This is a genomic window from Furfurilactobacillus rossiae, assembly GCF_013394005.1.
In the GTDB taxonomy this organism is placed as follows: Bacteria; Bacillota; Bacilli; order Lactobacillales; family Lactobacillaceae; genus Furfurilactobacillus; species Furfurilactobacillus rossiae.
In genome coordinates this window covers 922,691-946,866 of the sequence record NZ_CP040586.1, presented here as the reverse complement: position 1 = coordinate 946,866, position 24,176 = coordinate 922,691, and the positions used below count along the sequence as shown (strand labels likewise).

Below are 24,176 nucleotides of genomic sequence, written 5' to 3'. Positions count from 1 at the left end.
GTTATTTTATAAAAAAGCCGCTACGTTTAGGTCATATTATACGCGATTTATTTAAAATGAATCACCATCCATTATCAGTACACTTATTAACTGCTTGGTCGTTTGCTGCGAGTCTTAAGAATACTGCTCACGCTAAAGACACCTTATTCCGTCATCCAGAATAAGGTGTCTTTGTCATGCAACTTAGTTTTAAAACAACTGTTCCTCATGACCTTTGCCGTTAACAACATTGTCTTAACACATTATTTTAGGCAGCGCTTTAGCGACCTTTGTCAAGATCATAAAGGCTTCTAAACCGGTCACTTGTCTGATACAAGTCATGTGGTTTACCAATCATTTCAAACTGACCATGTTCAAGAAAGCGAACCGAATCAACATGTGTGATGCCTTCCAAATGATGAGTGACCCAAATAATTGTTTTATCTCTCAATAAAGCAAAGATTGTATTTAACAACTCATGTTCAGTGATGGGATCTAATGAGACAGTTGGCTCGTCCAGAATAATAATCGGTGCATCCTGCAATAAAATCCTGGCAAGCGCAAAGCGCTGACGCTCCCCACCAGAGAATCGTGCACCGGCTTCTTCAACGAGCGTATTATAGCCGTTTGGCAGGCCTTCGACTAACTGATCCAACTCAACGGCTTTGATGGCCGCCTTAACCTGATCATCCGTAGCGGAAAGATTGCCCAAACGTACGTTGTTCATAATTGTTGTATTAAACAAGTATGGTTGTTGATCGAGCACACCAAACAGTTTGCCACGATCATTCTGTAGTTTATCAATTGTGATGCCATTCAGTTTGACTGCGCCCTTAGTCGGCTGTTCATCTCCCAGCATTAACTTCAGCAAAGTCGACTTTCCTGTGCCTGAAGGTCCGAGTAATGCCACTTTGTCACCACGATTAATGGTCCAATCAATGTCGGACAACACGGCCTGCTGACCGTCTGCATACTTGAAATCAACGTGGTCGATGGTTAATGACTTAAAATCTTCGGCAGCAAGGTGTGTTTGAACAACTGGTGCCACAACGTTTTGATCCAGCTGATTAACCCGTTTGATTGAATCTTGATAAACCGGCCATTCTGAAACACCCTGAGGAATTGAAGCGAAGGCATCCGTGGCTGGAAAAATTGCCAACACAAATGCAGCGATCCAATTTAGTGCAAGATGGCTAGTTTGAAAGTAACTGCCAGCCCAGTAAATCATAACGACCGCAATGATACCAATCATTAACTGAACCACTAAATCCCGCCACCACTGAAACTTATTATCGGCGGTTTGCAAGTTGCGCATATCAGTCAGCGGACCCGTTTGACGATCCATAAAATCTTTTTCGCGGCCAGAAATCATCCAGTCACCGACTCCCAACACAGCATCCGTCATGGACGTATACAATCGTTGTTGTGTTTGCTTCTGATGAAACTCGCGAGCACCGTTTAAGGCGACGGACACTAACGGCATCAAAATCACGATCACGCCTAACAACAAGGCCATCAATGCAGCAAACGGCCAACTAAAGGTACCTAGTGCAATGACAACGAAAAGATACAACAGCCAACCCACAATAAGTGGAAAGACCGTTCGTAAATACAAATTCTCAATATGGGCAATATCTTCAGCTAATAACCCAAGAATATCCCCCGTTTGATGACGTTGACGAATCGCTACTGCATCGCGTTCCACCGATTGATACAACTTCTTTCGAAAATCGGAAACAATCCGGAGTACCCAATTATGGCTAGTTAAACGCTCTGCATACTTAAAGGATGGTCGGGCAATTCCAAACGCCCGAACCAGCACGATTGTGGCATAAATCAACATGATATTGAAAGGATGTTGCGCTGCGCGACTGATTAGATACCCAGAGGTAAACATCAGCGCCGACCCTGTAAAAGTGGTCAAAAAGCCCAACAATAGTACCAGAACCAACAAGAAGCGATATTTGCGAAGGTAAGGCATTACCCATGAATCATGTTTAAAAGTGTCAAAGAATCCCTTCACAATGCATCACCTCCCATTTCACGACGAAGCGCTGTATAAGCCCCATTCTGCTTAGCCAGCGATTCAGGAGTGCCCTGTTCCACAATCCGGCCGTGCTCAATCACCAGCAAATAATCCATTTCATTGAGCCAGTGTAAACGGTGAGTGGCAAAGAAGACTAAATGATTAGCAAACACTGGTTTGATCGTTTCTTTGAGGCCAACTTCCGTTTCAATATCCAAGTGGGCAGTTGGTTCATCAAACAATAAAATACGGCGGCTCTGATCCAAAAAGGCTCGTGCTAAAGCGATTCTTTGTGCCTGCCCGCCAGAAACACCACGGGCACCTTCACCAATTTCCGTTTGTAGACCATCCGGCAGCGTGGCGACCCAGTCCGTCAACCCAGCGCTGGCAATCGCTTGCGAAACCGCCGCATCGTCAGCGTCTGGAGTATAAAACTTAATGTTATCTGCTAACGTGGCATGGAATAAATATGGTGCCTGGGGAATGTACAGGAACTGTCGCTGCCATGCCTGCTGGCTTAGATGCGGGACTGTGACACCATTTACTGAAATGTGACCCGCATCTTGATTATTCGGCGTTAGAAAACCACCAAGCAAATTAATCAAGGTTGATTTTCCGGATCCAGAAGGTCCGATAATACCAATCCTTTGATAGCCGTTCGCTGTAAAACTAATGTCAGTTAAGGCTGTCTCATCCGGAGTATCATAGCCAAAGTTGACATGTTCCAAACGTAATTGACTGTCGGGTGTCCATGCTGCCTGCGGATCAGTCAACAAATTACGATCTGTTGGCACTGGCGTATTCAGCACTTCAAGAACAGCAGTCAACGCATTTTTTCCGTTTAGCGTCGCGTGATAATCATTGGCAAAGTTCCGAATTGGCAAGAAATACTCTGGTGCCAAAATGAGAATGGTCAATGCCGGAAACAACGCGATGTGCCCCGCTACTAAGCCAAGGCCTAGAAAAACAGCAACAACGGCAATCGACAACGTCGTGAAAAAGTCGAGCGCAAACGTTGACAGAATGGCAATTGTTAACGTCCCCATCACTCGCTTACGGTGGTCCTCAGACACCGCGTAAATATTGTCAGCATAGGCCTCACTCAAGCCCAATTGCTTTAATGTCGGCAACCCTCGTAAGGCATCCACGAAATTATTAGATAGCTGTGTATAACTGGCAAATTCACGATTAGCTTTATCACGGGCTGCATAACCCAAGATAATCATGAATAAAATAATGACTGGAAAAATTACTAACAAGAACAGAGCTTCCTGCCAACGTAAAAAGAATAAGTAAACCAACAATACTGTTGGAATAATAAGCATGTCAAAAATCTTAATGACCACCAACATCAAGTAAGTGTTGACTTGGTTCATACCATCCAGTGCCATGGTCACGACTTTCCCAGTTCCCTGTTTGGCAACAATGCTGGGACCAATGGCCACAAGCTTCTGTAGCAACTGTTGACGTAGATCAAACACAGTTTGGTCCGCCCACGGCTGCATTACCCGATTCTTCAGCATCACTAAGATCTGTCTTAACGCAAAAAAGCCCGCAAACAATAATACGGGCCATAAAATGCGCGTTTCAGCTTCCCGATTCCATAAATCTGTCAGCGTCCGCGATAAGAACACACCTTGAAAGAGAATGCTAAACGCTTGCAGTAACACTAAACCTGCCAGAACGATTAACATCTTCGTGATGCCGGGCAAGCGAAAGATACGTCGATCAATCATTCAATCCTACACTCCTAACTTTCCCCAACATCTCGGTCAGTTTCTACAATATTTCATCTATTACTATTAGTTTGGTTTGGATAAGATTACGCTCAAGTGATGGTACTGCCGTTTCGCTGGTGAGGGACGCCGTTTCATGGGACCGGTCTCAGCCTCCGAAAACCACGGAGTCTTCTACCTCGACTTCGAGCCCCCAAACCAGGTCTCGAAGGTCGTCCCGCAATATTCAGTGGCCTTCGCCACTGAATATTGCTTTCACGAAACTCTGTCCCTCGCCCGCTACACTTCAGCACAGTTCAAGTTAAATAAGCAGTCGCCTCAAACTAAACAATAATGTTTTATTCACACTTTGCCTACAACTAATTTGCCTTAATTCGTTTGTAAAAGACCCAGTAACTCCAAATCTGGTAGGCCAAGACAAATGGCAAAATGCATAATGCAATCCACGTCATCAAGTTCAATGTGTATGCTGAACTTGACGCATTTTTGATCAGAATGCTGTTAGCCGCATTGTTGGCTACCATGACGCGTGGGAACAAGCCCACGAATAGTAGCATGACAACAGCCGGTAGTGTCAACCCACCACTGATGAAGGACGTTACTTCCCAATCTTTCAACGTCGCCACGTAGGCCAGAACACTCAACAATACAATGGCAGCTAAAATCAATAACGTTGAAATTGGTTTCTTCGTGAAGAAATCCGTGTAGACGTAAACCAAAATTGCAAAGACGACTTCGCCAGCGAATAGAACAGGATATAAAATCTTGCCCCATGCACGCGCACGCTCGCGCAACGTTCCTTCAGTCTTCAAACGGACAAAGTTTAATCCGTGAAGGTAACAGAGTAAGGCAACAGCAACGCCACCCACGATAGAGAACCAGTTGACGTAATCAGTGAAGTGACCGATGACATCACCCTGTGCATCGATTGGCATCCCCTTTACCATATCAGTAAAAATCATGCCAAGTAAGAACGGTGCAGCAAGCGATGAAATCGTCAGTGACCATTCCCAGAACCGACGCCAGAAATCAGTGCGCATTTCGTTTCGGAATTCAAATGAAACACCACGCATGATTAACGCGACCAACACTAGCAAAAACATCACGTAGAAACCGGAAAATAAGGAAGCGTACCAAGCGCCAAAGGATGCAAACATCGCACCACCAGCGGTGATCAGGTAAACCTCATTTCCGTCCCAATGTGGTCCGATGGAACGGACTAACGCATTACGTTCGCTCTCATTGTTTGCCAAGGTGTTCACCGACATACCAACCCCGAAGTCGAATCCTTCGAGGAAGAAGAAGATGGCGAACAGCAGGCCAATGAGCAAGAACCATACAAATTGTAAGCTACTCATGGTTGAAGGCCCCCTTTGCGTACGGATCAACACTCTCATCCGTATCCTGTTTGTCTTCGTCATTGACGCCATAACCACTTTGCAAATCAGCATCTGGTCCAGCGACTAGAACACGGTGGCTCAGAACAATCATGACCGCGCCCATGCCGGCAAACAGTAAGAAGTAAATAATATTACTAAAGAGCAATGAGCCAACCGTAACGTGCGGCGATACTGCATCGGCAATAGTCAATAATCCATAAACAACCCATGGATAACGACCCAGCTCGGTGACAAACCAACCAGCTGTATTAGCAATGAACGGTAGCCATAGAGATAATCCTAAAATGTACAAAAACCAACGATACCGCACAATCTGATCAGACTTCTTGCGGTTCCAATACAAGCCTAAGATGGCTAACAGAGCAAAGACCCCTGCAGAAACGGCCATGATCCGGAAGCTGTAGAACAAAGTATGCATCGGAACAAAGTAATTCATATTCTTGCCAAATTTCTTGTCATACTGTTTGTGCAACTGCTTGTTCAACGGATTAGCACCGGTAACGGCACCACTCGGCTTGTGATAGGACAACATACTCAAAACATAAGGAATCTCAATGCTCCAGGTAACTTTATGATCCTTGTTGTCCATCCCTTCAACAATAGCCCATGAAGCGTGGTCACCCGTCGTTTTGTACAAACCTTCGGTAGCCGCAAACTTCATTGGTTGGTTCTTAATGATGTACTGCGTTTGCTGATCCCCAACGGCAGTGACACCGATAGCAGCAACTAAACCTACAATCAAGCTAATCTTGATACTCTTGCGCCAGAATTCGATATTCTTGCCCTTTAAGATCCGCCAAGCTGATGACCCAGCAATGACAAAGGCAGCTGTTAAAAATGCGCCAAACAGCACGTGAGGCAATTCTAGCCATAATTGTGGGTTCTTAACCACGTCAGCAAAACTAACCATGACAGCCTTAGTGTTACCATTAACCGTCTTCAATGCATATCCAACGGGATCCTGCATGAATGAGTTGGCGGCCAAGATCCAAACTGCTGATAGCATCGAACCAATGGACGTCAGCCAAATAAACAAACAGTGCCAAACTGGCTTAAACCGGTCCCAGGTAAACATCCACAGTCCAATGAATGTCGATTCCAGGAAGAATGCAGCCAAGGCTTCAATGGCCAGTGGTGCACCAAAAATATCACCCATAAAACGTGAGTACTGTGACCAGTTCATCCCGAACTGGAATTCTTGAATGATCCCAGTCACAACCCCAACCGCGAAGGACAGTAAGAAGATTTTGCCCCAAAACTGAGACATCTTCTTATAAATGTCCTTCTTTTGAATAACATAGTTCGTTTCCATGATGGCAACCACGAATCCTAAACCGATTGAAAACGGTACGAAGAAAAAGTGGAAGACGGTTGTCATCGCGAATTGAAAGCGAGCTAGCGAAAGAATGCTAAGACCTAATATTGACATCGCACTTCGCCCCTTTATGAAGAATAATTGCGAGTAACTTCACAAAATAAACTGAACCCGCATCTCGGTGGACTAGCCAAAACGCTGTCAGCATTATCATGTGGCGGCCAATTCAATTGTAAACAAGACATTATGTAAAAATACCATTGAATGAAACCGCTCTCTACAACGAATTATATCGACTGATAAATAAGTTTTCAAATTTAAGGACGATTTACTTTCATTTTCACATCTAATTTTCAGCATTTAAACAACGATACTGTTAAGTGACTTAACGATCGTTTAAACTAACTTATCTTTGTTCAGTCACGTTATAATAAATTCGTGTAAGTCGCAGATTAAGAGGAGGACGGCATCGATGGAACAATTATTAGCAATAATGCCATTATCAGAACAACAACGCTCAACGGTTAGAAACATGGGTGTAAATATTGTCACTGCAGATGACATCGCCCGTAAACAAGTCGCACCGGACGATATCACCATTATGTACGGGTGGAATGCCGAAATCAGTCTGCCTGTTTTAAAAGCACCGCACAGTCATTTGAAGTGGATTCAGACGTTTTCTGCTGGTGTTGACTACCTACCACTGTCAGAAATTGCGCAACATCACATCGTAGTGACTAACGCCAGTGGGATTCATGGTCCAGCAATTGCCCAGGCCATCTTGGGATATATCTTCTACTTCACCCGTGGTCTCTGGACGGCTGAACGACGACGGCCTGAGCGTTTCTGGGAACAGTCCGCAGACGACTTGTTAGTAGCCGACGAAACCTCAGCCATTATTTTTAGCACTGGCCACATTGCCGTCGAAACTGCGCGTTTGCTACACCAAATGAATGTTTATGTCGCCGGTGTCAACCGAACCGGCCACCCAGCGGATAATTTTGACGAAACGTACGCAATCGATGACTATCAAAAAGGCTTGGCAAAAGCTGACATCATCATCAACGTGATGCCTGGGACGCCTGCCACAACCGGCTTCTTTAACCAACAGTTCTTTGATCAGCTAGACCATAAGCTTTTGTTTATCAACGTTGGTCGAGGATCTTCTGTCGTCAATGATGCGTTGCTGAATGCCCTAAAGCAGGGCCGTGTTAAGTACGCCGCGCTGGATGTTGTGGACCCAGAACCGTTGCCAAAGAATTCACCACTGTGGGCTAATGATCACATTCTGCTAACGCCGCATGTTTCCGGCGTTGTTGATCACTTAGATACGCGTCTTTTTCCGATTTTGTATGACAATCTCAAAACGTTTGTCAGCACCGGATTGGTCAGTCGCAACCAAGTGGACCTGTCAGCTGGTTACTAATTAAATCGTGATAACAAAAAATGAGCTTATGTAAGATACATAGGCTCATTTTTTGTATGCACGATTATTATTCAGATAAAATCATTTATATAATCGTTGCCGCGCTAAACTATGCCGGTAACCATAGATCGCATAAATCGTTAGCCCAACTGCCTGCCAAATCACAAATGCAATCCATGTAAAGACTTGCAACATCAGCATTAAGCCAATACAGAGAATGAATGACAAAATCGGCAAATATGGATATAACGGCACATGGAAAGCTGCCTTAACGTGGGCAAAATCAGGATTGCGTCGCAGGAACACGACCCCTAACGAAACCAGCGCAAAAGCGAATAGCGTCCCAATGTTAACCAGCTCTGACACTAAACTGATAGGAATAAAAGCGGCAAATACGGCAGCAAACAAACCAAACAGAATGGTGTTTGATACTGGCACATGTGTTTTCGGGCTCAGCTTGTGCAATCGTTGTGGTAACAGACCATCGCGGGAAATCGCAAAGATCAGTCGTGTGCCACCATAGGACATGACTAGCAAGACTGTCGTCATCCCCACAATCGCACCCAGTGAAATAATGCCAGACAAGTTTGTTAAGTGAAGGTACTGTAAAGCGAAAGCGACAGGATCAGCCACATTCAGTTTGGTATACTTCACGATGCCGACCAATACCGTCGCCAACGCAATGTACAAAATAGACGCAATTACCAATGACATGCTAATGCCGATGGGCATGTCGCGTTGCGGACGTTTAACTTCTTCGGCTGCTGAAGACACAGCATCAAAGCCAACGTACGCGTAAAAGGCTAGCGCTGCCCCTTTAAAGACCCCACCAACACCGAACGGCATAAAGGGATGATAGTTTGCTGGCTTCACGTAGAAAACTGCCACGCCGATAAAAAGCAAAATAACTGCAATTTTCAGCACGACCATCGCCGTGTTGACACGTGCCGATTCGTGCACGCCGCCCAGTAACAACACGGAAATAATCATGACAATTAAAAAGGCGATTAAATCAAAACGACCACCTGGTACACTGGCAGTCCCTGGAGCAGCTCGTAAGAAGACTGGTAACCGCCAGCCAAAGCCAGCCAGAATGTTTTGAAAGTACGCTGACCAACTCGTTGCCACTGAGGAAACAGAAAACATATATTCTGACACCAGTGACCAGCCCAGCACCCACGCAACCAGCTCACCAAATACTGTATAAACATAGGTGTAAGCACTGCCGGCCAACGGAATGGTTGATGAAAATTCCGAATAGCACAGCGCCGCTAAGGCACAGACAAACGCCGCCAGCACAAATGACAGCATTCCCGCGGGTCCAGCGTGAAGTGATGCGATGACTCCGGGCGTAATAAAAATCCCGGCCCCAACAATGGCGCCTACTCCCATGGTCGTGAGGTTAAAAGCCGATAACGTTTTTTCCAAACCAGATTGTTTTAAAATATCATTGCTCGTATCTTTTTTGACGAACAAATCGCGAATCTGTGCCATTATTGGCGCCCCCTCTCATGAGTCACTGTAATAAACTCATTAGTAAAATGCAATTAGTAAAGTGTATCAATTTAAACAAACAATGGCAAAGCTTATTCTTGTCTCTATTTTATGACATCGGCATAATAAAGGTAATCATTACAGGAGGCACTTATGGCATATATTGATGTAAGACACGAATTCAAAACCTATCAAATGGGCGAAACGACCATTGACGCCAACCACGATTTGAATTTCACCTGTGAACAAGGCCAGCTTACTGTGATTCTAGGCCCAAGTGGCGCTGGTAAATCGACAGTCCTCAACATTCTTGGCGGCATGGATTCGCCAACTTCAGGTGAGGTCCTCATTGATGGTGTGAATATTGCTGGCTTCACCGATCAGCAATTAACACAATATCGACGCGACCAAGTTGGCTTTGTGTTTCAGTTTTATAACCTTGTGCCTAATCTTACGACTAAAGAAAACGTTGAGTTAGCAAATTCCATCGTGCCCGATGCGCTAGATGCTGAGACTACCCTGCAAAAGGTCGGCCTGGACAAACGTTTGGACAATTTTCCTGCGCAGCTCTCCGGTGGTGAACAACAACGGGTCGCCATTGCACGCGCATTGGCCAAAAATCCTAAACTCTTATTATGTGATGAACCAACAGGTGCACTAGATTTTCAAACTGGTAAGCAGGTGTTACAACTTCTACAAGACGCTTCTCGGCGTGACAATAAGACAGTCCTGATTATTACCCATAATGCAGCAATCGCTGCCATGGCTGACCGCGTCATCCACATTAACGATGCCCGCGTGCGCGAAGTGATTAACAATCCTGCACCGACACCAATTGCTGAGATTGAGTGGTGAGAGACGATGAAACCACTGACTAAAAACCTATTTCGTGAAATAAGGGCCTCGCGTGGCCGTTTTATCGCCATCATCTTAATCATTTTGCTAGGTAGTCTCATCTTTGTCGGCGTTCGTGCTACCGGTCCCGTATTAAACGAGTCGATGACCACCACAGTGCAACGTAGCCATTTGAGCGACGTCCAGCTGTTATCTAATACTGGTTTTACAAACGCTGATGTGCGTGCTGCTAACACCATGTCTGATGCAACTGCTGAAGCCGCCAAGTTCACATACGCTACTGGTGGTCCCAACGACGCTGCCGTTGCACTATACGGATATTCTGCCAAGACAAACCTTAATCGCCTTGTGCTTCGCGCCGGCCATCTACCAGAACAGGCCAACCAGATTGTGCTTGATAACAAGGCCAAGACGGATTATGGCTATCGACTTAGTCAGCACTTTACCTTCAGTAAAAACAAAGTCCTCCCGCACCGGACATTTACCATTGTTGGGTTCGTCGACTCACCTCAATACATTGATAATGGCCTTCGCGGCGTCACCAATGTCGGTGATGGCACAGTCCGTTTTTTTGCAGCCGTGCCAAGTAGCCAATTAAAAATGCCGGCTAGTCTGCTATCCGTCCGGTTCAAAACCTTACAAGGCACCGACACTTATTCAAACCATTACGTCACTGCTCGTAACCGCAAGTTGAAGCAACTCAAAACAGTTTTAAATCCTCGAGCTAAACAGCGAAGCCATGCACTCTATGTTGATGGGACGAAACAACTTAATGATCAATTAACTAAGCTCACGACGGCTAAGATCCGTTTGCAAGCCGCTCAACAAGAAGTGACACGAACAAGTGGTGGCACAATGACCTCAACTCCTGAATTAACCACTCAACTAGCCTCGATTAATGCTGCCCAGAGCAAACTGACAAACGCTCGAAATAAAATCAAGCAGCAAACAAAAACCCATTATACCTGGCAGGACCGTTCAGATTTGCCGGGGTTCTCGTCGTATGGCGAATCTAGTGACCGAATTGCTGCAATCGCTAATGTCTTTCCCGTTTTCTTCTTTTTAATCGCGGCCCTCATTACCTTTACGACTATCACACGCATGGTTGAAGAAGCGCGTGCCCAGATTGGCACCTTTAAAGCATTGGGGTACGGCAAGTGGGCCATTGCACGGAATTATCTCGCTTATGCCTTAATGGCAGGTGCGATTGGTGGTGTCATCGGTTCCATACTGGGGAATGAAACGATTCCACGCTTCGTGTTGGCATTGTACAGCTCAACGATTCCCATGTCTGCAATAGTCCGTTTGGAATGGTCGTCAATTCTTTTAGCACTGTGTTTCTCCCTGGTTGCCACAGTTGGTGCAGCCGGTTTCGTTGTTTGGCGCGAACTGCAAGAGGGACCTGCCGCTTTGATGTTGCCTAAGCCGCCTAAGTCTGCCAAACGGATTTTACTTGAGCGCATTACACCACTGTGGCAACGGCTAAACTTTAATCAAAAAGTGTCCTATCGCAATTTGTTCCGCTATAAGAGTCGCATGGTAATGTCGGTCGTCGGTATCGCGGGGGGCTGCGCGCTGATCCTATGTGGCTTTGGCATTCGCGATTCAATCACAGCTGCAGGCGCCCGCCAATATCGTGATATCGTTCGTTATCAAGCTGTTGTATCGCTTCACGGTGCAGATACTGACATTAATAAGACACAACGTTTGTTGCAACAAAGTGAATCCTACCAAAAGAGCACCCCCATCGCAGCCACTACCGCTAGAATTCGCCATGGAGATGAAAGTGTCTCCTCAGTTAATGTCTTCATCCCCCAAACAGCTGACTTCGCAGATTATGTCCGTCTCGCAACACCAGGAGGCAGTAAAATTGTACTGCCGAAACGTGGCGCCATATTATCACAGAAAACAGCGACTCTACTGGGAGCTCATGTAGGCGACAGTATCAACGTAAACCTTACGTCAGCTACCAATCGGTCGATAAAGGTGGCAGCCATTACAAAGAATTATATCGGCGACTACCTTTGCCTGAGCCCCGCCGCCTATCAACATGTCTGGCATAAAACCACCAACAGCAACGCGCTTTTTGTCAAACTGAATGCACAGTCGAGCAAACAACGAAATCGCCTTGCGCACCAACTGTTACAATCTGGTGCGGTTCGTGGCACAAGTTTCGTTGCGGATCAAAGAACCACAATTGATAACATGTCCGCCACGCTGGATCCTGTGGTCGTCATTTTCATTGTGATGTCAGGACTATTATCGTTTGTCGTGATGTATAACCTAACAAACATTAATGTTTCAGAACGAATTCGTGAGTTATCAACAGTAAAGGTTTTAGGCTTTTATGATCGAGAGGTCACGATGTACGTTGCCCGTGAAAACATTGTCCTCACGATTGTGGGTGTCATTTTAGGCTACGGCATCGGAAATGCCCTAACTTGGTATATTTTAAAACAGGCGACGACGGCCCAGGTGATGTTCCCACTAGTCATCCATTGGCCAGGTTATATCATTGCTGCCATTCTAATGGCGCTTTTCACAGCAATCGTCATCTGGTTCACCCACCGACGCTTGAAGCGTGTGGACATGGTGTCGGCGTTGAAGGCTACGGACTGACAGAATAAGCTTAAATTTTAAAATCGCATTTTTTCAGTCGCAAAAAAAGAACTCACCATTTTTGGCGAGTTCTTTTCTAGTGTGCGAAGAATATTAGCGGCATTAGATTAACGAAAACTATCCATGACATTATATGATAAAAGATCGTATACAAGGTTTACTTAATTTTGACACCCGTGGCGGACAAGTTATGTTGCTCAGTTGTCAGTGAATTACTAATTTCTGAAACGGAGCTATTATCCTTAGTAGAAACCTTTTCAATGTTCAAATGATTATTACTTAATTTGAGACCGCTGATTGTTGCCTCTACGTATTTACTATCATCTGAATTACCACTCCCCGACAATGTGTCTTCCACCTTGTATAACGCGGTAATCGTCACTTTATTACCCTCCGTTTTTGAGGCAGAATCATCATTTACAGAGACATATGAACTCGTAGATTGATTTGAGTTGCTGGAGTACAAGCCACCAAATGAATCATCACTAGAGTCCTGTGGCGTCGCATACATATTTATAAAAGTACTTGTGTATTGAATGGAGTCATCACTCTTGTATCGATCAGATTCTATTGAATCCGTCACGCTCTTAACTGCATCAACGTTATCAATTTTGGTTAAATCCTTCAGTCCACTGACAGTGGCAGTTAAGGTATGAGATCCATGATAAGCAACGCCAGCCTTCGTAAATACTGCATTGGGCAATTTAATTTTAATTTTGTCACCATTGCTCAATGAACCATTTTTGGCAACATGCAAATTGCTAATATCTCCATATTTGCCATTGCTACTAATAATGGTTTGACCCTTCGAATTAAAACCAACAAAAGATATTTTGAAAGACTGTAAAATTGACTCCGTTGATTCATTCTTAACACTTTTCAAACCGTGTACTCGATATTTTTTTGAAGTACTTTTAACCGGATTTGAATTGTCATGTCCTGTTGACACAGAAAGCTTTACTTGATCACCATTAGATAAACCTTCGCTTGGAGTCACACTCACATTTGTTTCTCTAAGCCATGTACCAATCTTCGATAGTTTATCTAGATCATCTGAGTCGATATTATCGACGTTTTCTCTACTGTTTAAAATATCATTCCATGTAATTTGACCACTGACAATACGATTAGTCCAATAATCTCCAAGATTAACTTTTTTGGCATCGGCCTTAATAATTGCTTCTTCAATGGACTGATCATTATAATTTGCAACACCGGATTTATTATATCCGTTAAATGTAACATTAGCATTGCTGGATGTTAACACGTTTACTTTTCGTGTTGTCAGGTAAATTGCTAAGACACCAGCAATTAAAACAATAATTCCAGCAATCGTCCATGTTTTTCGACTCACTTTTTTTAAACGATCACTAACTTGATTTTTGGACATATTCGTCTCCTAAAACTATGGTTGTAATTTCCATTACTTTTCGTGCTGTTTATTCATCGCCTCAATGATTTGCTGTGTATTAGCTGTGACATTGCGTGAAGACTGAAATGCACTTAACGCTTCTGTTAGTTGTTGTTCCAATTCTTTGCTATGATTTGCTTCAAAAAATGGCAATGAAACTTGCTTTTCAACACCAGAGCGTTCATATGCAAACGTCGTAAGAATACCGCTACCCAAAATTGCGAACCCGAGCAATATCAAAATAATTCCTGTGACTGCTGAGGATCCAATGCTAGCAATACCACCCAAAGCAATCAAACCGCCTAGAAAAATACGACCCAGCTTATATGAATTGGACGTATAAACATTTGAAATGGTATTAAGTGGTGATGTATCACGTTGTCTGCCTGCCGGTACCATGCCAAACAGTACCGTATTAGGTATATCAACATGAAAAAAATCATTATCGACAAACATATTTCCCTTAACCCAAGGCGCAACTAAACTAACAGAAAAGCTTTTATTGGTAGTATCATTTTGATTTTCGGACATTATTTTCCCCTCATTATCTAAAACTTTAAACTAAATAAATATATTCAAACAATTTTTCATTTATCTTCGTTACGGCCCATCAGACAAAATTAACCACGGCCAATCCCTTTTGTTAACCATATTTCCTCCTCCCCTGACACACTTACTCGCTAAAAAACAACTGTAATGGAATTCTCAATTTTCGATTTAAAATTTGTGCTTCTTTTACCGTAAATGTGCCATTATTGTTTAATTTTCTATTCACCGTTGTCCGATTGACCCCCAATATTTCTGCAACTTCGTCTTGAGTTATGTGATGTGCTTTTAAATATCCCAGTACTAACAAAGGCGGCAATTGGTCGTTTGGCTGAGAGAGTGACTGATTAATTTTTTTCATCATCTATTCTCTCCTTTTAAGGAGAGAATACATAATTTTATTAACAATTGCAAGCCTAATTAAGTGCAGATGCGACATTTGTACTAAAAACGCCTCATTAACGTTAAACTATTCATATCACATGAAAAGAAATGAGGTCTACTATGCTACCCGAAGCAATTAAAAAGGCACGTTTGCAACACGGAATGAGTCAAATGGATCTAGTAAGAAAAATTGAAAATGTTTATCATGTTTCTTTATCATCGAGTATGCTTTCCAGGTATGAAAACCCCAATACACCACTTCCGAATCGAATTTCGTTACCAGCACTGTTCGCATTAACGGATTACTTAAAGATTGATCTAAACACAATTGCCACTCAGGAAATGAATAACTGGACAAAGAATTATATAAATAAGAGCTGATTGAAAATTTAACTAATCCTATTCAAAACAAAAAAAGAACCCGCCAATTGGCAGGTTCTTTTTGAATCCAAAGTCGATAATGATAAGATTAACGCTTTGAAAATTGTGAAGCTTTACGGGCCTTTTTAAGACCGGGCTTCTTCCGTTCCTTCATCCGAGCATCACGAGTCAAGAGACCTGCGCTCTTCAGAGCTGAACGGAAATCAGGGTCAACCGTCAGTAAAGCACGGGCAATACCGTGACGAGTGGCACCGGCTTGACCGGAGAAGCCACCACCATTGACGTTAACCATAACATCGTAATTACCAGTCGTTTCTGTTGCAGCAAATGGTTGAACAACCACTTCACGCAAGTTAGCGAATGGAATGTAGTCTTCAATATCCTTACCATTCATGGTAATTTTACCAGTGCCGGGAACTAAACGAACCCGAGCAACTGAGTTTTTCCGACGACCTGTGCCGGCGTATTGAACAGTAGCCAATGTGATTTCCCCCTTAGATTAATTTAGTAATATCCAAAACTTCTGGCTGTTGTGCAGCTTGATCATGTTGGTCACCTGCATAAACGTGAAGCTTAAGCAGTTGTTTGTGACCAAGCGTACCTGCTGGCAACATGCCCTTAACGGAAGTTTCAATCAACCGAATTGGGTTTTCATCACGAAAGTTACCTGCAGTGCGTGACTTCAAACCACCTGGATGGTTTGAGTGGTGATAGTAAATCTTGTTTGTGGCTTTCTTACCAGTCAAGCCCACTTTTGAAGCATTAAGAACAATGACAAAGTCACCCGTATCCACATTAGGGGTAAATGTTGGCTTGTTCTTGCCTCGAAGAATAGAAGCAACGACTGAACTTAAGCGTCCCAAAGGAACGTCTGTGGCGTCAACCACGTACCATTTACGGTCTACTTCACCTGGTTTTGCTAAATATGTTGTACGCACGGTATTTTCCTCCAATTTCTTGTCTGTTTGACACTCGATAAAACTTTCCGGGGCTTATCGTGGGGCAAACAATACCAAGTAATAGTGTACTGTCCTGCCCCTCATAAGTCAATTGTTATTTTCATCTGAAACGTGTTTGTCATACAGCACAGATTCCAGATACAAACCGCTAGCCGGTGCCGTTTCACGCGCTTCCTCACGGTCTTTAGCCGCCAGCACCCGTGGAATGTCATTAACCGGACGACGACCATTACCAATTTGTAACAGCAACGCTACCATAATCCGAACTTGATTATAGAGAAAACCACTGCCGTAAAAATCAAACACAAATTCATGATCTTCAGGCCGTTCGTGGACTTGAACATCATAAATCATTCGTATATTTGACTTAGCTTGGCTACCTGAGGCCACAAAACTGGTGAAATCATGTTCACCAATCAAATCATGGCTCGCCGCCTGCATCCTGTCGAGGTTTAACGGATATTTATAGTGTCCAGTATAGTTCCGTTTGAATGGATCGACAAACGGTGTGTTGGAAACGATGTAACGATAACGTTTGCCATGTGTTGAAAAACGGGCATGAAATGTATCATCAACCTCTTCCACACTCACTACTGCCATATCAAGCGGAAACATACTATTGAGTGCTAATCGTAAATTATGGGCCGGAATCGACTTTGGCAAATCAAAGTGGATCACCTGCCCATGAGCATGTACCCCAGCGTCAGTTCTCCCCGATCCAAATACCTGAATGGCTGGTTGAGGATTTTTTGCAATCTGATTTACCACTTTGGTTAAAACGGATTCAATGGTCCGCTGATGCGGCTGAACCTGAAAGCCGGCAAAATCAGTACCGTCATATTCAATAACAACTTTGTAGCGTTGACTCATTACCGACCTCCTTGTTTTTCTAGAAGCATGCTTACATGTGGCGCAACACGACGAGAACAACATTTAACACAAGAATGACGACAACTGCTACCGTATCGGCGTTATGCCACTTCAATACCCTGTAACGCGTGCGGTTGGTGGCTCCTTGGTAACCACGTGACTCCATGGCCGTTGCCAAATCGTCGGCTCGTCCAATGGCCCCGACAAAAAGCGGAATCAACAAGGGGACAATTGCCCTCAAACGCTTGATTAAACCACCATTATTAAACTCCACGCCACGTGCGCGCTGGGCATTCATAATTGTCTGTGCTTCATCCAACAAGGTCGGTACAAACCGAAGCGCCACAGAGAGCATAAGAGCCGTTTGGGCCACTGGGAAGTGAATAACCCGCAGTGGTCGCAAAAGCGCTTCTACGCCGTCCGCAATCGCCAATGGTGCCGTCGTCAACGTGAGCACCGTTGCCATCGTTATAATTAACAGAAAACGTAAGAAAACTGCTGTGGACGTTTGAATCCCCGTTGAGGTAATCATTAAAATACCCCAATGCCAGTAAATGTGCCCGCCTGGTGTAAACAGTAATTGCAAAATTGCCGTAAACACAATTAACCAAATCAGCGGCCCAATGCCCCGCACAAAATAGCTGAAGCTTAGTCCTGTTAAAAAGATAACGCCACCGATAAAGGCAAACATCAGCACATAAGTTAACCAATTTGTGGTTAAAAAAGCGATCACAATAAAATAACAAGCCAACACCAACTTAGCTCGTGGATCTAGCCGATGTAACCATGAATGGCCGGGAATATAACGTCCGAGCGTAAGTTGCTCAAGCATTAACGTCCCTCCTTCGGTAACTGACCACGCAGCTGTATTGCCAGTTGCTCAGCCGTTAACGGCAACGAGTCAAATTCAAAGCCACGAGTCACTAAGTGTTGTGCAAAATTAGCAGCTGTTGGCAACGCCAATTGTTGTGCTTTTACCCATTCAGGATCGGCAAAAATTTCAGCAGGTGTGCCCGCCTTAATCAGGTTACTATGTGCCATCACTAGTGCCTGATCCGCATAGTCAGCAACATCATCCATTTGGTGTGTAACCAAGATAACCGTCAGGTGTTGATCAGCCTTTAGTTTGGCAAACATCGCCATCATTTCAGCCCGTCCGCGTGGGTCCAACCCAGCCGTTGGTTCATCCAAAACAAGCACACGCGGCTGACTAGCCAAAACGCCAGCAATGGCAACGCGCCGCATCTGTCCGCCAGACAACTCAAATGGTGACCGGTTTAACAACTCATCCGGTAGCCCAACGTCACGAGCTGCCTGATGTGCCAAACTCATCGCCTCTTCATTATTGAATCCAAAGTTGAGCGGACCAAACGCGATGTCACGCTCCACTGTTTGATCAAACAACTGATTTTCAGGGAATTGAAACACCATACCAACATGTTGATGAAGTGACTTCAGGTGTTTATTTGTTGTTTTAGCAGTTAACTGGAAATCATCCACCGTGACCGTGCCACTTGTGGGTTTAAGTAGACCATTTAAGTGCTGAACCAGCGTACTTTTGCCACTCCCTGTGTGACCAATAATCGCGGTAAACGACTCACTAGGAACAGTGAAACTAACATCGCTTAACCCAACCGCCTCAAACGGCGAGTTAGGTTGGTACATATAGTTTACATGGTCAAATGTGATTGCCATAACCAGTCCTCCAACTCGTCGTCTGTTAAGTACTGTTTCGGGGCAATTAGTCCTTGTTTAGCCAATTGTTGGCTCAATTTTGTGCTAAAAGGTAAGTCTAGCCCCGTGGACTCAAGTAATTGTTCGTCACTGAAAATAGCCCGCGGTGTCCCTTCACTAATCAACTGGCCGTTATCCATAACTAGCAGTCGTTGCGCTTGTGCGGCCTCACTTAAATCATGAGTGATTGATAAAATGGTCGGTGCTTGATTAGAACGACGAAGATGTTGCAATACAGACAACACCGTCTGCCGCCCGTGAGGATCCAGCATACTAGTTGCCTCATCCAATACAATAATACTGGGGTTCATCGCAATGATTCCTGCTAGGGCCACCCGTTGCTTTTGCCCGCCTGACAACCGGCTGGGCTCACGTTCTGCAAACTGCCACATATCGACAGCTTCTAGAGCGTCTTGAACACGTTGTTGCATCTCAGGACGCGGTACCCCCGCATTTTCCAAGCCGAAGGCCACATCATCGGCCACCGTGGCGCCAACAAACTGATTGTCCGGGTTCTGAAACACCATGCCTATGTGTTCACGTACCAACCAAACTGATTCTGGTGACAACTTTGTTCCAGCTACAGTAACTGTTCCTGATTTAAAATCAATAAGTCCATCCAAAGCACGAACTAAAGTACTCTTACCACTGCCATTATGGCCAACGATAGCCACCCACTCTCCGGCATTCACCTCAAAGGAAATATGATTTAATGTAGGCCGGTCTGCATCGGGATATTGATAAGATAAATCGTTAACTGAAATGATCTTTGTCACGATGTTCCCTCACTTCCTGCCGTATTGGCATGGTTGTTAATTTTAAACTGGTGTTGTTCGCCGGTATGTGCAGCGTGAATCAAACGCCCCATATAATTTTGATATAACTGAAAACACTGTTTATTACCGTGTTTTAAAGACAGTTTTGCGACATTAGGTTCTTTAAGCAGTGCCGTATTCCAGCGGGTAATATCGGTTGCAGTCGCTGGATTATTCAATCCAAATTGATCAAGTTGATTAAAAGCGACATTGACAAGTTGTCCATGTTCATCAACGTTAACAACAGCGAACACGTGGTAGCCGTCAACGTAATGACTTTCACTCAACGTATATGCGCCAGGTTTAAATGCTTCTTTAGGTAATACCTTGGCCGCTCGCTCACTTAGCCGACGCAAACGTGATTCATGTTCTTCGTGACGTCGTTGAGCGTTAATAGTTGTAATAGCGGTTGCCCCGAGTGCAAGCACTGCCAGTAAGACAACTACAAGACCCGTAATTAACTTCGCATGTTTGGTTTGCACTCAGTCTTCACCTCATTATAAAACGAATAATACCGCACTATTTTAGCGAAAACTAGACCAATACGCAAGCAACGATGAAACCACTAGTAAACTCGTGTAATCAATTAATTCTATGTACAAAAAAATCACTTAGCATCACGGCACGAGTAAAATACTCATTCAAGCTAGACTGGGCGAACGCGATCGCCATCATCATAACGCTTTATACCATTGACACTAGTGATTATTTTGAATATTCAAATACTAAATATATCCGTCGATATATTTAGGGTAGCTATTCAGACTACCATTGAACAGATAATGATTAGTCAACGAATTCCAAGATAACCATTTGCGCAGCATCGCCACGACGAGGCATAGTCTTGTACATCCGAGTGTAACCACCATTACGTTCAGCAAACTTAGGTGCTAAGTCATCAAATAACTTTTGCAATGCAGTTTGCGCTTTAACGTTGTCACCGTCTTCTTTGACATCTGCAACAACATCACGAACGAAAGCAGCTGCTTCACGACGAGCATGCAAGTCGCCTTGCTTACCCCAAGTAATCATTTGATCTGTGGTCTTACGAACTTCCTTGGCGCGTGCTTCGGTTGTTTCGATCCGGCCATTAACAATCAAACTGGTTGTTAAATCGCGTAACAAAGCCTTACGTTGTGAACTAGTACGTTGTAATTTACGGTAGCCCATGCTTGAACCCTCCTTTTGTTGATAAGTCCGACTAGTCTTCTTGTTTCAAAGAAAGACCTAAGCCAGCCAATTTTGCCTTAACTTCTTCAAGTGACTTACGACCAAGGTTACGAACCTTCATCATGTCGGCTTCAGTACGATCCGTCAGCTCTTGAACCGTGTTGATACCAGCACGTTTCAAACAGTTATACGAACGAACAGACAAGTCTAACTCTTCGATGGTCATTTCGAGCATCTTTTCCTTGTGTGTTTCTTCTTTTTCGACCATGATTTCGGCATTCTTAGCCGTATCTGTCAAATCAACAAACATTGCAAGGTGTTCAGTTAGAATCTTCGCAGCAAGACTAATTGCTTCACTAGGCGTAATTGAACCATCAGTCCAAACGTCTAATGTCAGCTTGTCATAGTCATCACGTTGACCAACACGTGTGTTTTCAACCTGGTAGTTGACACGTTCGATTGGGGTATAAATGGAATCGATTGGTAATACACCAATTGGCATATCATCCTGACGAGCTTTGTTTTCATCAGCTGAAACGTATCCACGGCCCTTGTTTGCAGTTAAGTGCATGTGGAAAGTGGCACCGTCTGCTACCGTGCAGATGTAAAGATCAGGGTTCATAACTTCAACATCAGCATCCGTTTGAATATCACCAGCAGTGACAGTCGCAGGACCCTTAACGTCGATGTCCATTCCCTTTTCTTCATCGGTCGCCATCTTCAAAGAAACCTTTTTCATATTCAAGATGATTTGTGTAACATCTTCAACGACACCCTCAACAGTTGAGAACTCGTGAAGTACACCATCGATTTGAATACTGGTGACAGCAGCACCAGGCAAAGATGAAAGCAAAATCCGACGTAACGAATTTCCTAATGTTGTTCCGTAACCACGTTCAAGTGGTTCAACGATGAACTTCCCATAGTTGTTACTTTCATCGATTTTGTGAATATTTGGCTTTTCAAATTCGATCATTCTTTTGTTTACCCCTTTCAAAACTCGTCTTGTTAATTAATGAATGTTCATCACTCCAAATAAGTGATGTCATCAATTAAACACGACGACGCTTTGGAGGACGAGATCCGTTATGCGGCACTGGTGTGACGTCACGAATTGCCGTAACTTCTAGACCAGTTGACTGCAGAGCACGGATAGCTGCTTCACGACCGGAACCTGGACCTTTAACGGCAACTTCAACCGTCTTCATACCATGTTCCATAGAGCCTTTAGCTGCGGCTTCAGCGGCCATTTGTGCAGCGAAAGGAGTGGATTTACGACTACCACGGAAACCAAGGGCACCAGCTGAAGACCAAGCAACAGCGTTCCCTTGAACGTCAGTAATCATAACTAAAGTGTTGTTAAACGTTGAGTGAATATGTGCAACACCTGACTCGATGTTCTTTTTTACACGACGCTTACGCGATGTTTTTCTACCTGCCATAAGAAATGCTAACCTCCTTTATCTTGAATTACTTCTTCTTACCAGCAATTGATTTAGCTGGGCCTTTGCGAGTCCGTGCGTTGTTCTTAGTGTGTTGTCCACGCACTGGTAAACCACGACGGTGACGCATGCCTCGGTATGAACCAATTTCTTGTAAGTTCTTGATGTTTAAGCTAACTTCACGGCGAAGATCTCCTTCAACCTTGTAGTTATCAACAATTGCACGAATCTTATCTTCGTCTTCTGGAGCCAAGTCCCGAACACGAACGTCTTCGCTAACACCAGCTTCAGCCAAAATCTTTTGAGCTGAAGTATTACCGATTCCGAAAATGTAAGTTAAACCGATCACGATCCGTTTGTCACGTGGTAAGTCAACACCTGCAATACGAGCCATAACAATTACCTCCTTTTATATGAATTATTTACCTTGACGTTGCTTGTGCTTTGGGTTTGCTGAGCAAATCACCATAACACGGCCGTTACGTTTGATAACACGGCAGTGTTCGCACATTGGTTTAACTGATGGTCTTACTTTCATGATATTTCCTCCAGAATTATGAGGCCTTAGGTATTACTTGAAACGGTACGTAATCCGACCCTTTGTTAAGTCATAAGGTGACATTTCAACAGTTACCTTATCACCAGGTAAAATACGAATGTAATGCATCCGAATCTTACCCGACACATGAGCCAAGATTTCGTGACCGTTTTCAAGTTCTACTTTAAACATTGCATTAGGCAACGTTTCTTTAACAGTACCTTCGATTTCAATTACGTCACTAGCCAAGCAGGTTTACCTCCCTTTTAAAAAAGTATTTTATAAATACGGTGGCGTCGAACGACGGAAAAACGGCGAAAACCACCGTTTCCACCCTCTTTACAAAAACATTGCGCAAACCATACCAAGAGAGTTTATCACATTCTTAAAGGGACTGCAAACACTACACTCTAGTCGTTAACTGACTGAAGCACGTCAGCAACGTCTTTGAAGACGAGGTCAATGTCCCGTTCGCCGTTAATGGTGTGCAGAACATTTTGATTCTTATAGTAATCAACCAATGGCGTGTTCATCTTGATGTTCACCGCCAAACGATTCTTAACCGTTTCAGGCTTGTCATCGTCACGTTGATAAAAATCATGCGACCCACAAACGTCACACGTTCCTTCAACTTTGGTCGGGTTACTAATACGGTTATAGGTTGCACCACATACACGGCAAATGTACCGTGCAGATAATCGGTCAACCAATACCGATGGTTCAACGTCGATATTAATCACGGCGTCCAAGTGACGATCAGAGTCAGCCAACATTTTATCTAAAGCGGCCGCTTGATCTAAGTTCCGTGGATACCCATCCAACATGAAGCCATTCGTTAAAACGTCCTGTTGGCTGAGACGGTCACGAACAATACCGTTCGTGACTTCATCGGGAACCAATTCACCCTTATCAATGTAAGCTTTAGCAGCAAGTCCCATTTCAGTCTTGTTAGCCATTGCCTCGCGGAAAATATCCCCCGTCGAAATATGCGGTACTTGATATTTTTCGTCGATCTTTTGTGCTTGCGTACCTTTACCAGCACCAGGCAAGCCCATCAGAATCAAATTGAATGCCAT

At 44.1% G+C, this 24,176-nt stretch carries 25 protein-coding genes; 3 read left to right on the top strand and 22 right to left on the bottom strand.

From position 1 onward, the window contains the following. Window positions 1–259: 259 nt before the first annotated feature. The 4 genes from cydC to LROSL1_RS04450 form a co-directional block, all read right to left on the bottom strand. The gene (gene cydC / locus LROSL1_RS04465; protein WP_178913861.1) at window positions 260–2,002 is read right to left on the bottom strand and encodes a thiol reductant ABC exporter subunit CydC; all 1,743 of its coding nucleotides are present in this window, start codon (window positions 2,000–2,002) and stop codon (window positions 260–262) included. Next, window positions 1,999–3,741, bottom strand: coding sequence for a thiol reductant ABC exporter subunit CydD (gene cydD / locus LROSL1_RS04460; RefSeq protein WP_178913860.1), 1,743 nt, complete (start codon window positions 3,739–3,741; stop codon window positions 1,999–2,001). The genes cydC and cydD overlap by 4 nt, the downstream gene beginning before the upstream one ends. 359 nt (window positions 3,742–4,100) lie before the next feature. Next, entirely contained in the window at window positions 4,101–5,099 is a 999-nt protein-coding gene (gene cydB / locus LROSL1_RS04455; protein ID WP_017262696.1) for a cytochrome d ubiquinol oxidase subunit II, read from the bottom strand. After that, on the bottom strand, window positions 5,092–6,570 hold the full coding sequence (locus LROSL1_RS04450; RefSeq protein ID WP_017262695.1) for a cytochrome ubiquinol oxidase subunit I: 1,479 nt from the start codon (window positions 6,568–6,570) through the stop codon (window positions 5,092–5,094). The genes cydB and LROSL1_RS04450 overlap by 8 nt, the downstream gene beginning before the upstream one ends. A gap of 358 nt (window positions 6,571–6,928) precedes the next feature. On the opposite strand from LROSL1_RS04450, the gene LROSL1_RS04445 reads away from it, so the two are divergent. Further along, complete coding sequence (locus LROSL1_RS04445; protein WP_178913859.1) at window positions 6,929–7,882, top strand: NAD(P)-dependent oxidoreductase; 954 nt, start codon at window positions 6,929–6,931, stop codon at window positions 7,880–7,882. 81 nt (window positions 7,883–7,963) lie between these two features. On the opposite strand, the gene LROSL1_RS04440 is transcribed toward LROSL1_RS04445, so the two are convergent. Further along, window positions 7,964–9,376 carry an amino acid permease gene (locus LROSL1_RS04440; RefSeq protein ID WP_017262693.1) on the bottom strand — a complete coding sequence of 471 codons (1,413 nt, stop codon included), beginning with the start codon at window positions 9,374–9,376 and terminating at the stop codon, window positions 7,964–7,966. A gap of 153 nt (window positions 9,377–9,529) precedes the next feature. Here LROSL1_RS04440 and LROSL1_RS04435 point away from each other — a divergent pair, with 153 nt between their 5' ends. Both LROSL1_RS04435 and LROSL1_RS04430 read left to right on the top strand, forming a co-directional pair. Then, the gene (locus LROSL1_RS04435) at window positions 9,530–10,231 is read left to right on the top strand and encodes an ABC transporter ATP-binding protein (protein ID WP_178913858.1); all 702 of its coding nucleotides are present in this window, start codon (window positions 9,530–9,532) and stop codon (window positions 10,229–10,231) included. A 6-nt stretch (window positions 10,232–10,237) separates the two neighbouring features. Beyond that, window positions 10,238–12,850 carry an ABC transporter permease gene (locus LROSL1_RS04430; protein ID WP_178913857.1) on the top strand — a complete coding sequence of 871 codons (2,613 nt, stop codon included), beginning with the start codon at window positions 10,238–10,240 and terminating at the stop codon, window positions 12,848–12,850. Window positions 12,851–13,007: 157 nt separating this feature from the next. Here LROSL1_RS04430 and LROSL1_RS04425 read toward each other — a convergent pair whose 3' ends face one another. The 17 genes from LROSL1_RS04425 to LROSL1_RS04340 form a co-directional block, all read right to left on the bottom strand. Then, entirely contained in the window at window positions 13,008–14,240 is a 1,233-nt protein-coding gene (locus LROSL1_RS04425) for a hypothetical protein (protein ID WP_178913856.1), read from the bottom strand. Window positions 14,241–14,273: 33 nt separating this feature from the next. Beyond that, window positions 14,274–14,792 (bottom strand): DUF2892 domain-containing protein, encoded by a 519-nt coding sequence (locus LROSL1_RS04420; protein WP_178913855.1) that lies wholly within the window; start codon window positions 14,790–14,792, stop codon window positions 14,274–14,276. A gap of 142 nt (window positions 14,793–14,934) precedes the next feature. Continuing rightward, complete coding sequence (locus LROSL1_RS04415) at window positions 14,935–15,171, bottom strand: helix-turn-helix transcriptional regulator (protein WP_225440554.1); 237 nt, start codon at window positions 15,169–15,171, stop codon at window positions 14,935–14,937. A gap of 489 nt (window positions 15,172–15,660) precedes the next feature. Continuing rightward, window positions 15,661–16,053, bottom strand: coding sequence for a 30S ribosomal protein S9 (gene rpsI, locus LROSL1_RS04405; protein ID WP_017262683.1), 393 nt, complete (start codon window positions 16,051–16,053; stop codon window positions 15,661–15,663). A 13-nt stretch (window positions 16,054–16,066) separates the two neighbouring features. Continuing rightward, the gene (gene rplM / locus LROSL1_RS04400) at window positions 16,067–16,510 is read right to left on the bottom strand and encodes a 50S ribosomal protein L13 (protein ID WP_017262682.1); all 444 of its coding nucleotides are present in this window, start codon (window positions 16,508–16,510) and stop codon (window positions 16,067–16,069) included. A gap of 108 nt (window positions 16,511–16,618) precedes the next feature. Further along, on the bottom strand, window positions 16,619–17,401 hold the full coding sequence (truA, locus tag LROSL1_RS04395) for a tRNA pseudouridine(38-40) synthase TruA (protein ID WP_178913853.1): 783 nt from the start codon (window positions 17,399–17,401) through the stop codon (window positions 16,619–16,621). Between the two features lie 31 nt (window positions 17,402–17,432). Then, window positions 17,433–18,233 carry an energy-coupling factor transporter transmembrane component T family protein gene (locus LROSL1_RS04390; RefSeq protein WP_178913852.1) on the bottom strand — a complete coding sequence of 267 codons (801 nt, stop codon included), beginning with the start codon at window positions 18,231–18,233 and terminating at the stop codon, window positions 17,433–17,435. After that, window positions 18,233–19,096 (bottom strand): energy-coupling factor ABC transporter ATP-binding protein, encoded by an 864-nt coding sequence (locus LROSL1_RS04385; protein WP_178913851.1) that lies wholly within the window; start codon window positions 19,094–19,096, stop codon window positions 18,233–18,235. The genes LROSL1_RS04390 and LROSL1_RS04385 overlap by 1 nt, the downstream gene beginning before the upstream one ends. Next, window positions 19,072–19,914 (bottom strand): energy-coupling factor ABC transporter ATP-binding protein, encoded by an 843-nt coding sequence (locus LROSL1_RS04380; RefSeq protein WP_178914919.1) that lies wholly within the window; start codon window positions 19,912–19,914, stop codon window positions 19,072–19,074. Before LROSL1_RS04380 ends, LROSL1_RS04385 begins: the two co-directional genes overlap by 25 nt. Further along, the gene (locus LROSL1_RS04375; RefSeq protein WP_178913850.1) at window positions 19,908–20,432 is read right to left on the bottom strand and encodes a hypothetical protein; all 525 of its coding nucleotides are present in this window, start codon (window positions 20,430–20,432) and stop codon (window positions 19,908–19,910) included. The genes LROSL1_RS04380 and LROSL1_RS04375 overlap by 7 nt, the downstream gene beginning before the upstream one ends. A gap of 304 nt (window positions 20,433–20,736) precedes the next feature. After that, window positions 20,737–21,120, bottom strand: coding sequence for a 50S ribosomal protein L17 (rplQ, locus tag LROSL1_RS04370; RefSeq protein ID WP_017262676.1), 384 nt, complete (start codon window positions 21,118–21,120; stop codon window positions 20,737–20,739). A 31-nt stretch (window positions 21,121–21,151) separates the two neighbouring features. Further along, on the bottom strand, window positions 21,152–22,096 hold the full coding sequence (locus tag LROSL1_RS04365) for a DNA-directed RNA polymerase subunit alpha (RefSeq protein ID WP_017262675.1): 945 nt from the start codon (window positions 22,094–22,096) through the stop codon (window positions 21,152–21,154). A 76-nt stretch (window positions 22,097–22,172) separates the two neighbouring features. Then, window positions 22,173–22,562, bottom strand: coding sequence for a 30S ribosomal protein S11 (gene rpsK, locus LROSL1_RS04360; protein ID WP_017262674.1), 390 nt, complete (start codon window positions 22,560–22,562; stop codon window positions 22,173–22,175). 28 nt (window positions 22,563–22,590) lie between these two features. Next, a complete protein-coding gene (gene rpsM, locus LROSL1_RS04355) occupies window positions 22,591–22,956 on the bottom strand; it encodes a 30S ribosomal protein S13 (protein ID WP_017262673.1) in 366 nt (121 codons plus the stop codon). Window positions 22,957–22,980: 24 nt separating this feature from the next. Next, the gene (gene rpmJ / locus LROSL1_RS04350; protein WP_081495882.1) at window positions 22,981–23,100 is read right to left on the bottom strand and encodes a 50S ribosomal protein L36; all 120 of its coding nucleotides are present in this window, start codon (window positions 23,098–23,100) and stop codon (window positions 22,981–22,983) included. Between the two features lie 33 nt (window positions 23,101–23,133). Beyond that, window positions 23,134–23,349 (bottom strand): translation initiation factor IF-1, encoded by a 216-nt coding sequence (gene infA, locus LROSL1_RS04345; RefSeq protein ID WP_017262672.1) that lies wholly within the window; start codon window positions 23,347–23,349, stop codon window positions 23,134–23,136. Window positions 23,350–23,510: 161 nt separating this feature from the next. Further along, complete coding sequence (locus LROSL1_RS04340; RefSeq protein ID WP_017262671.1) at window positions 23,511–24,176, bottom strand: adenylate kinase; 666 nt, start codon at window positions 24,174–24,176, stop codon at window positions 23,511–23,513.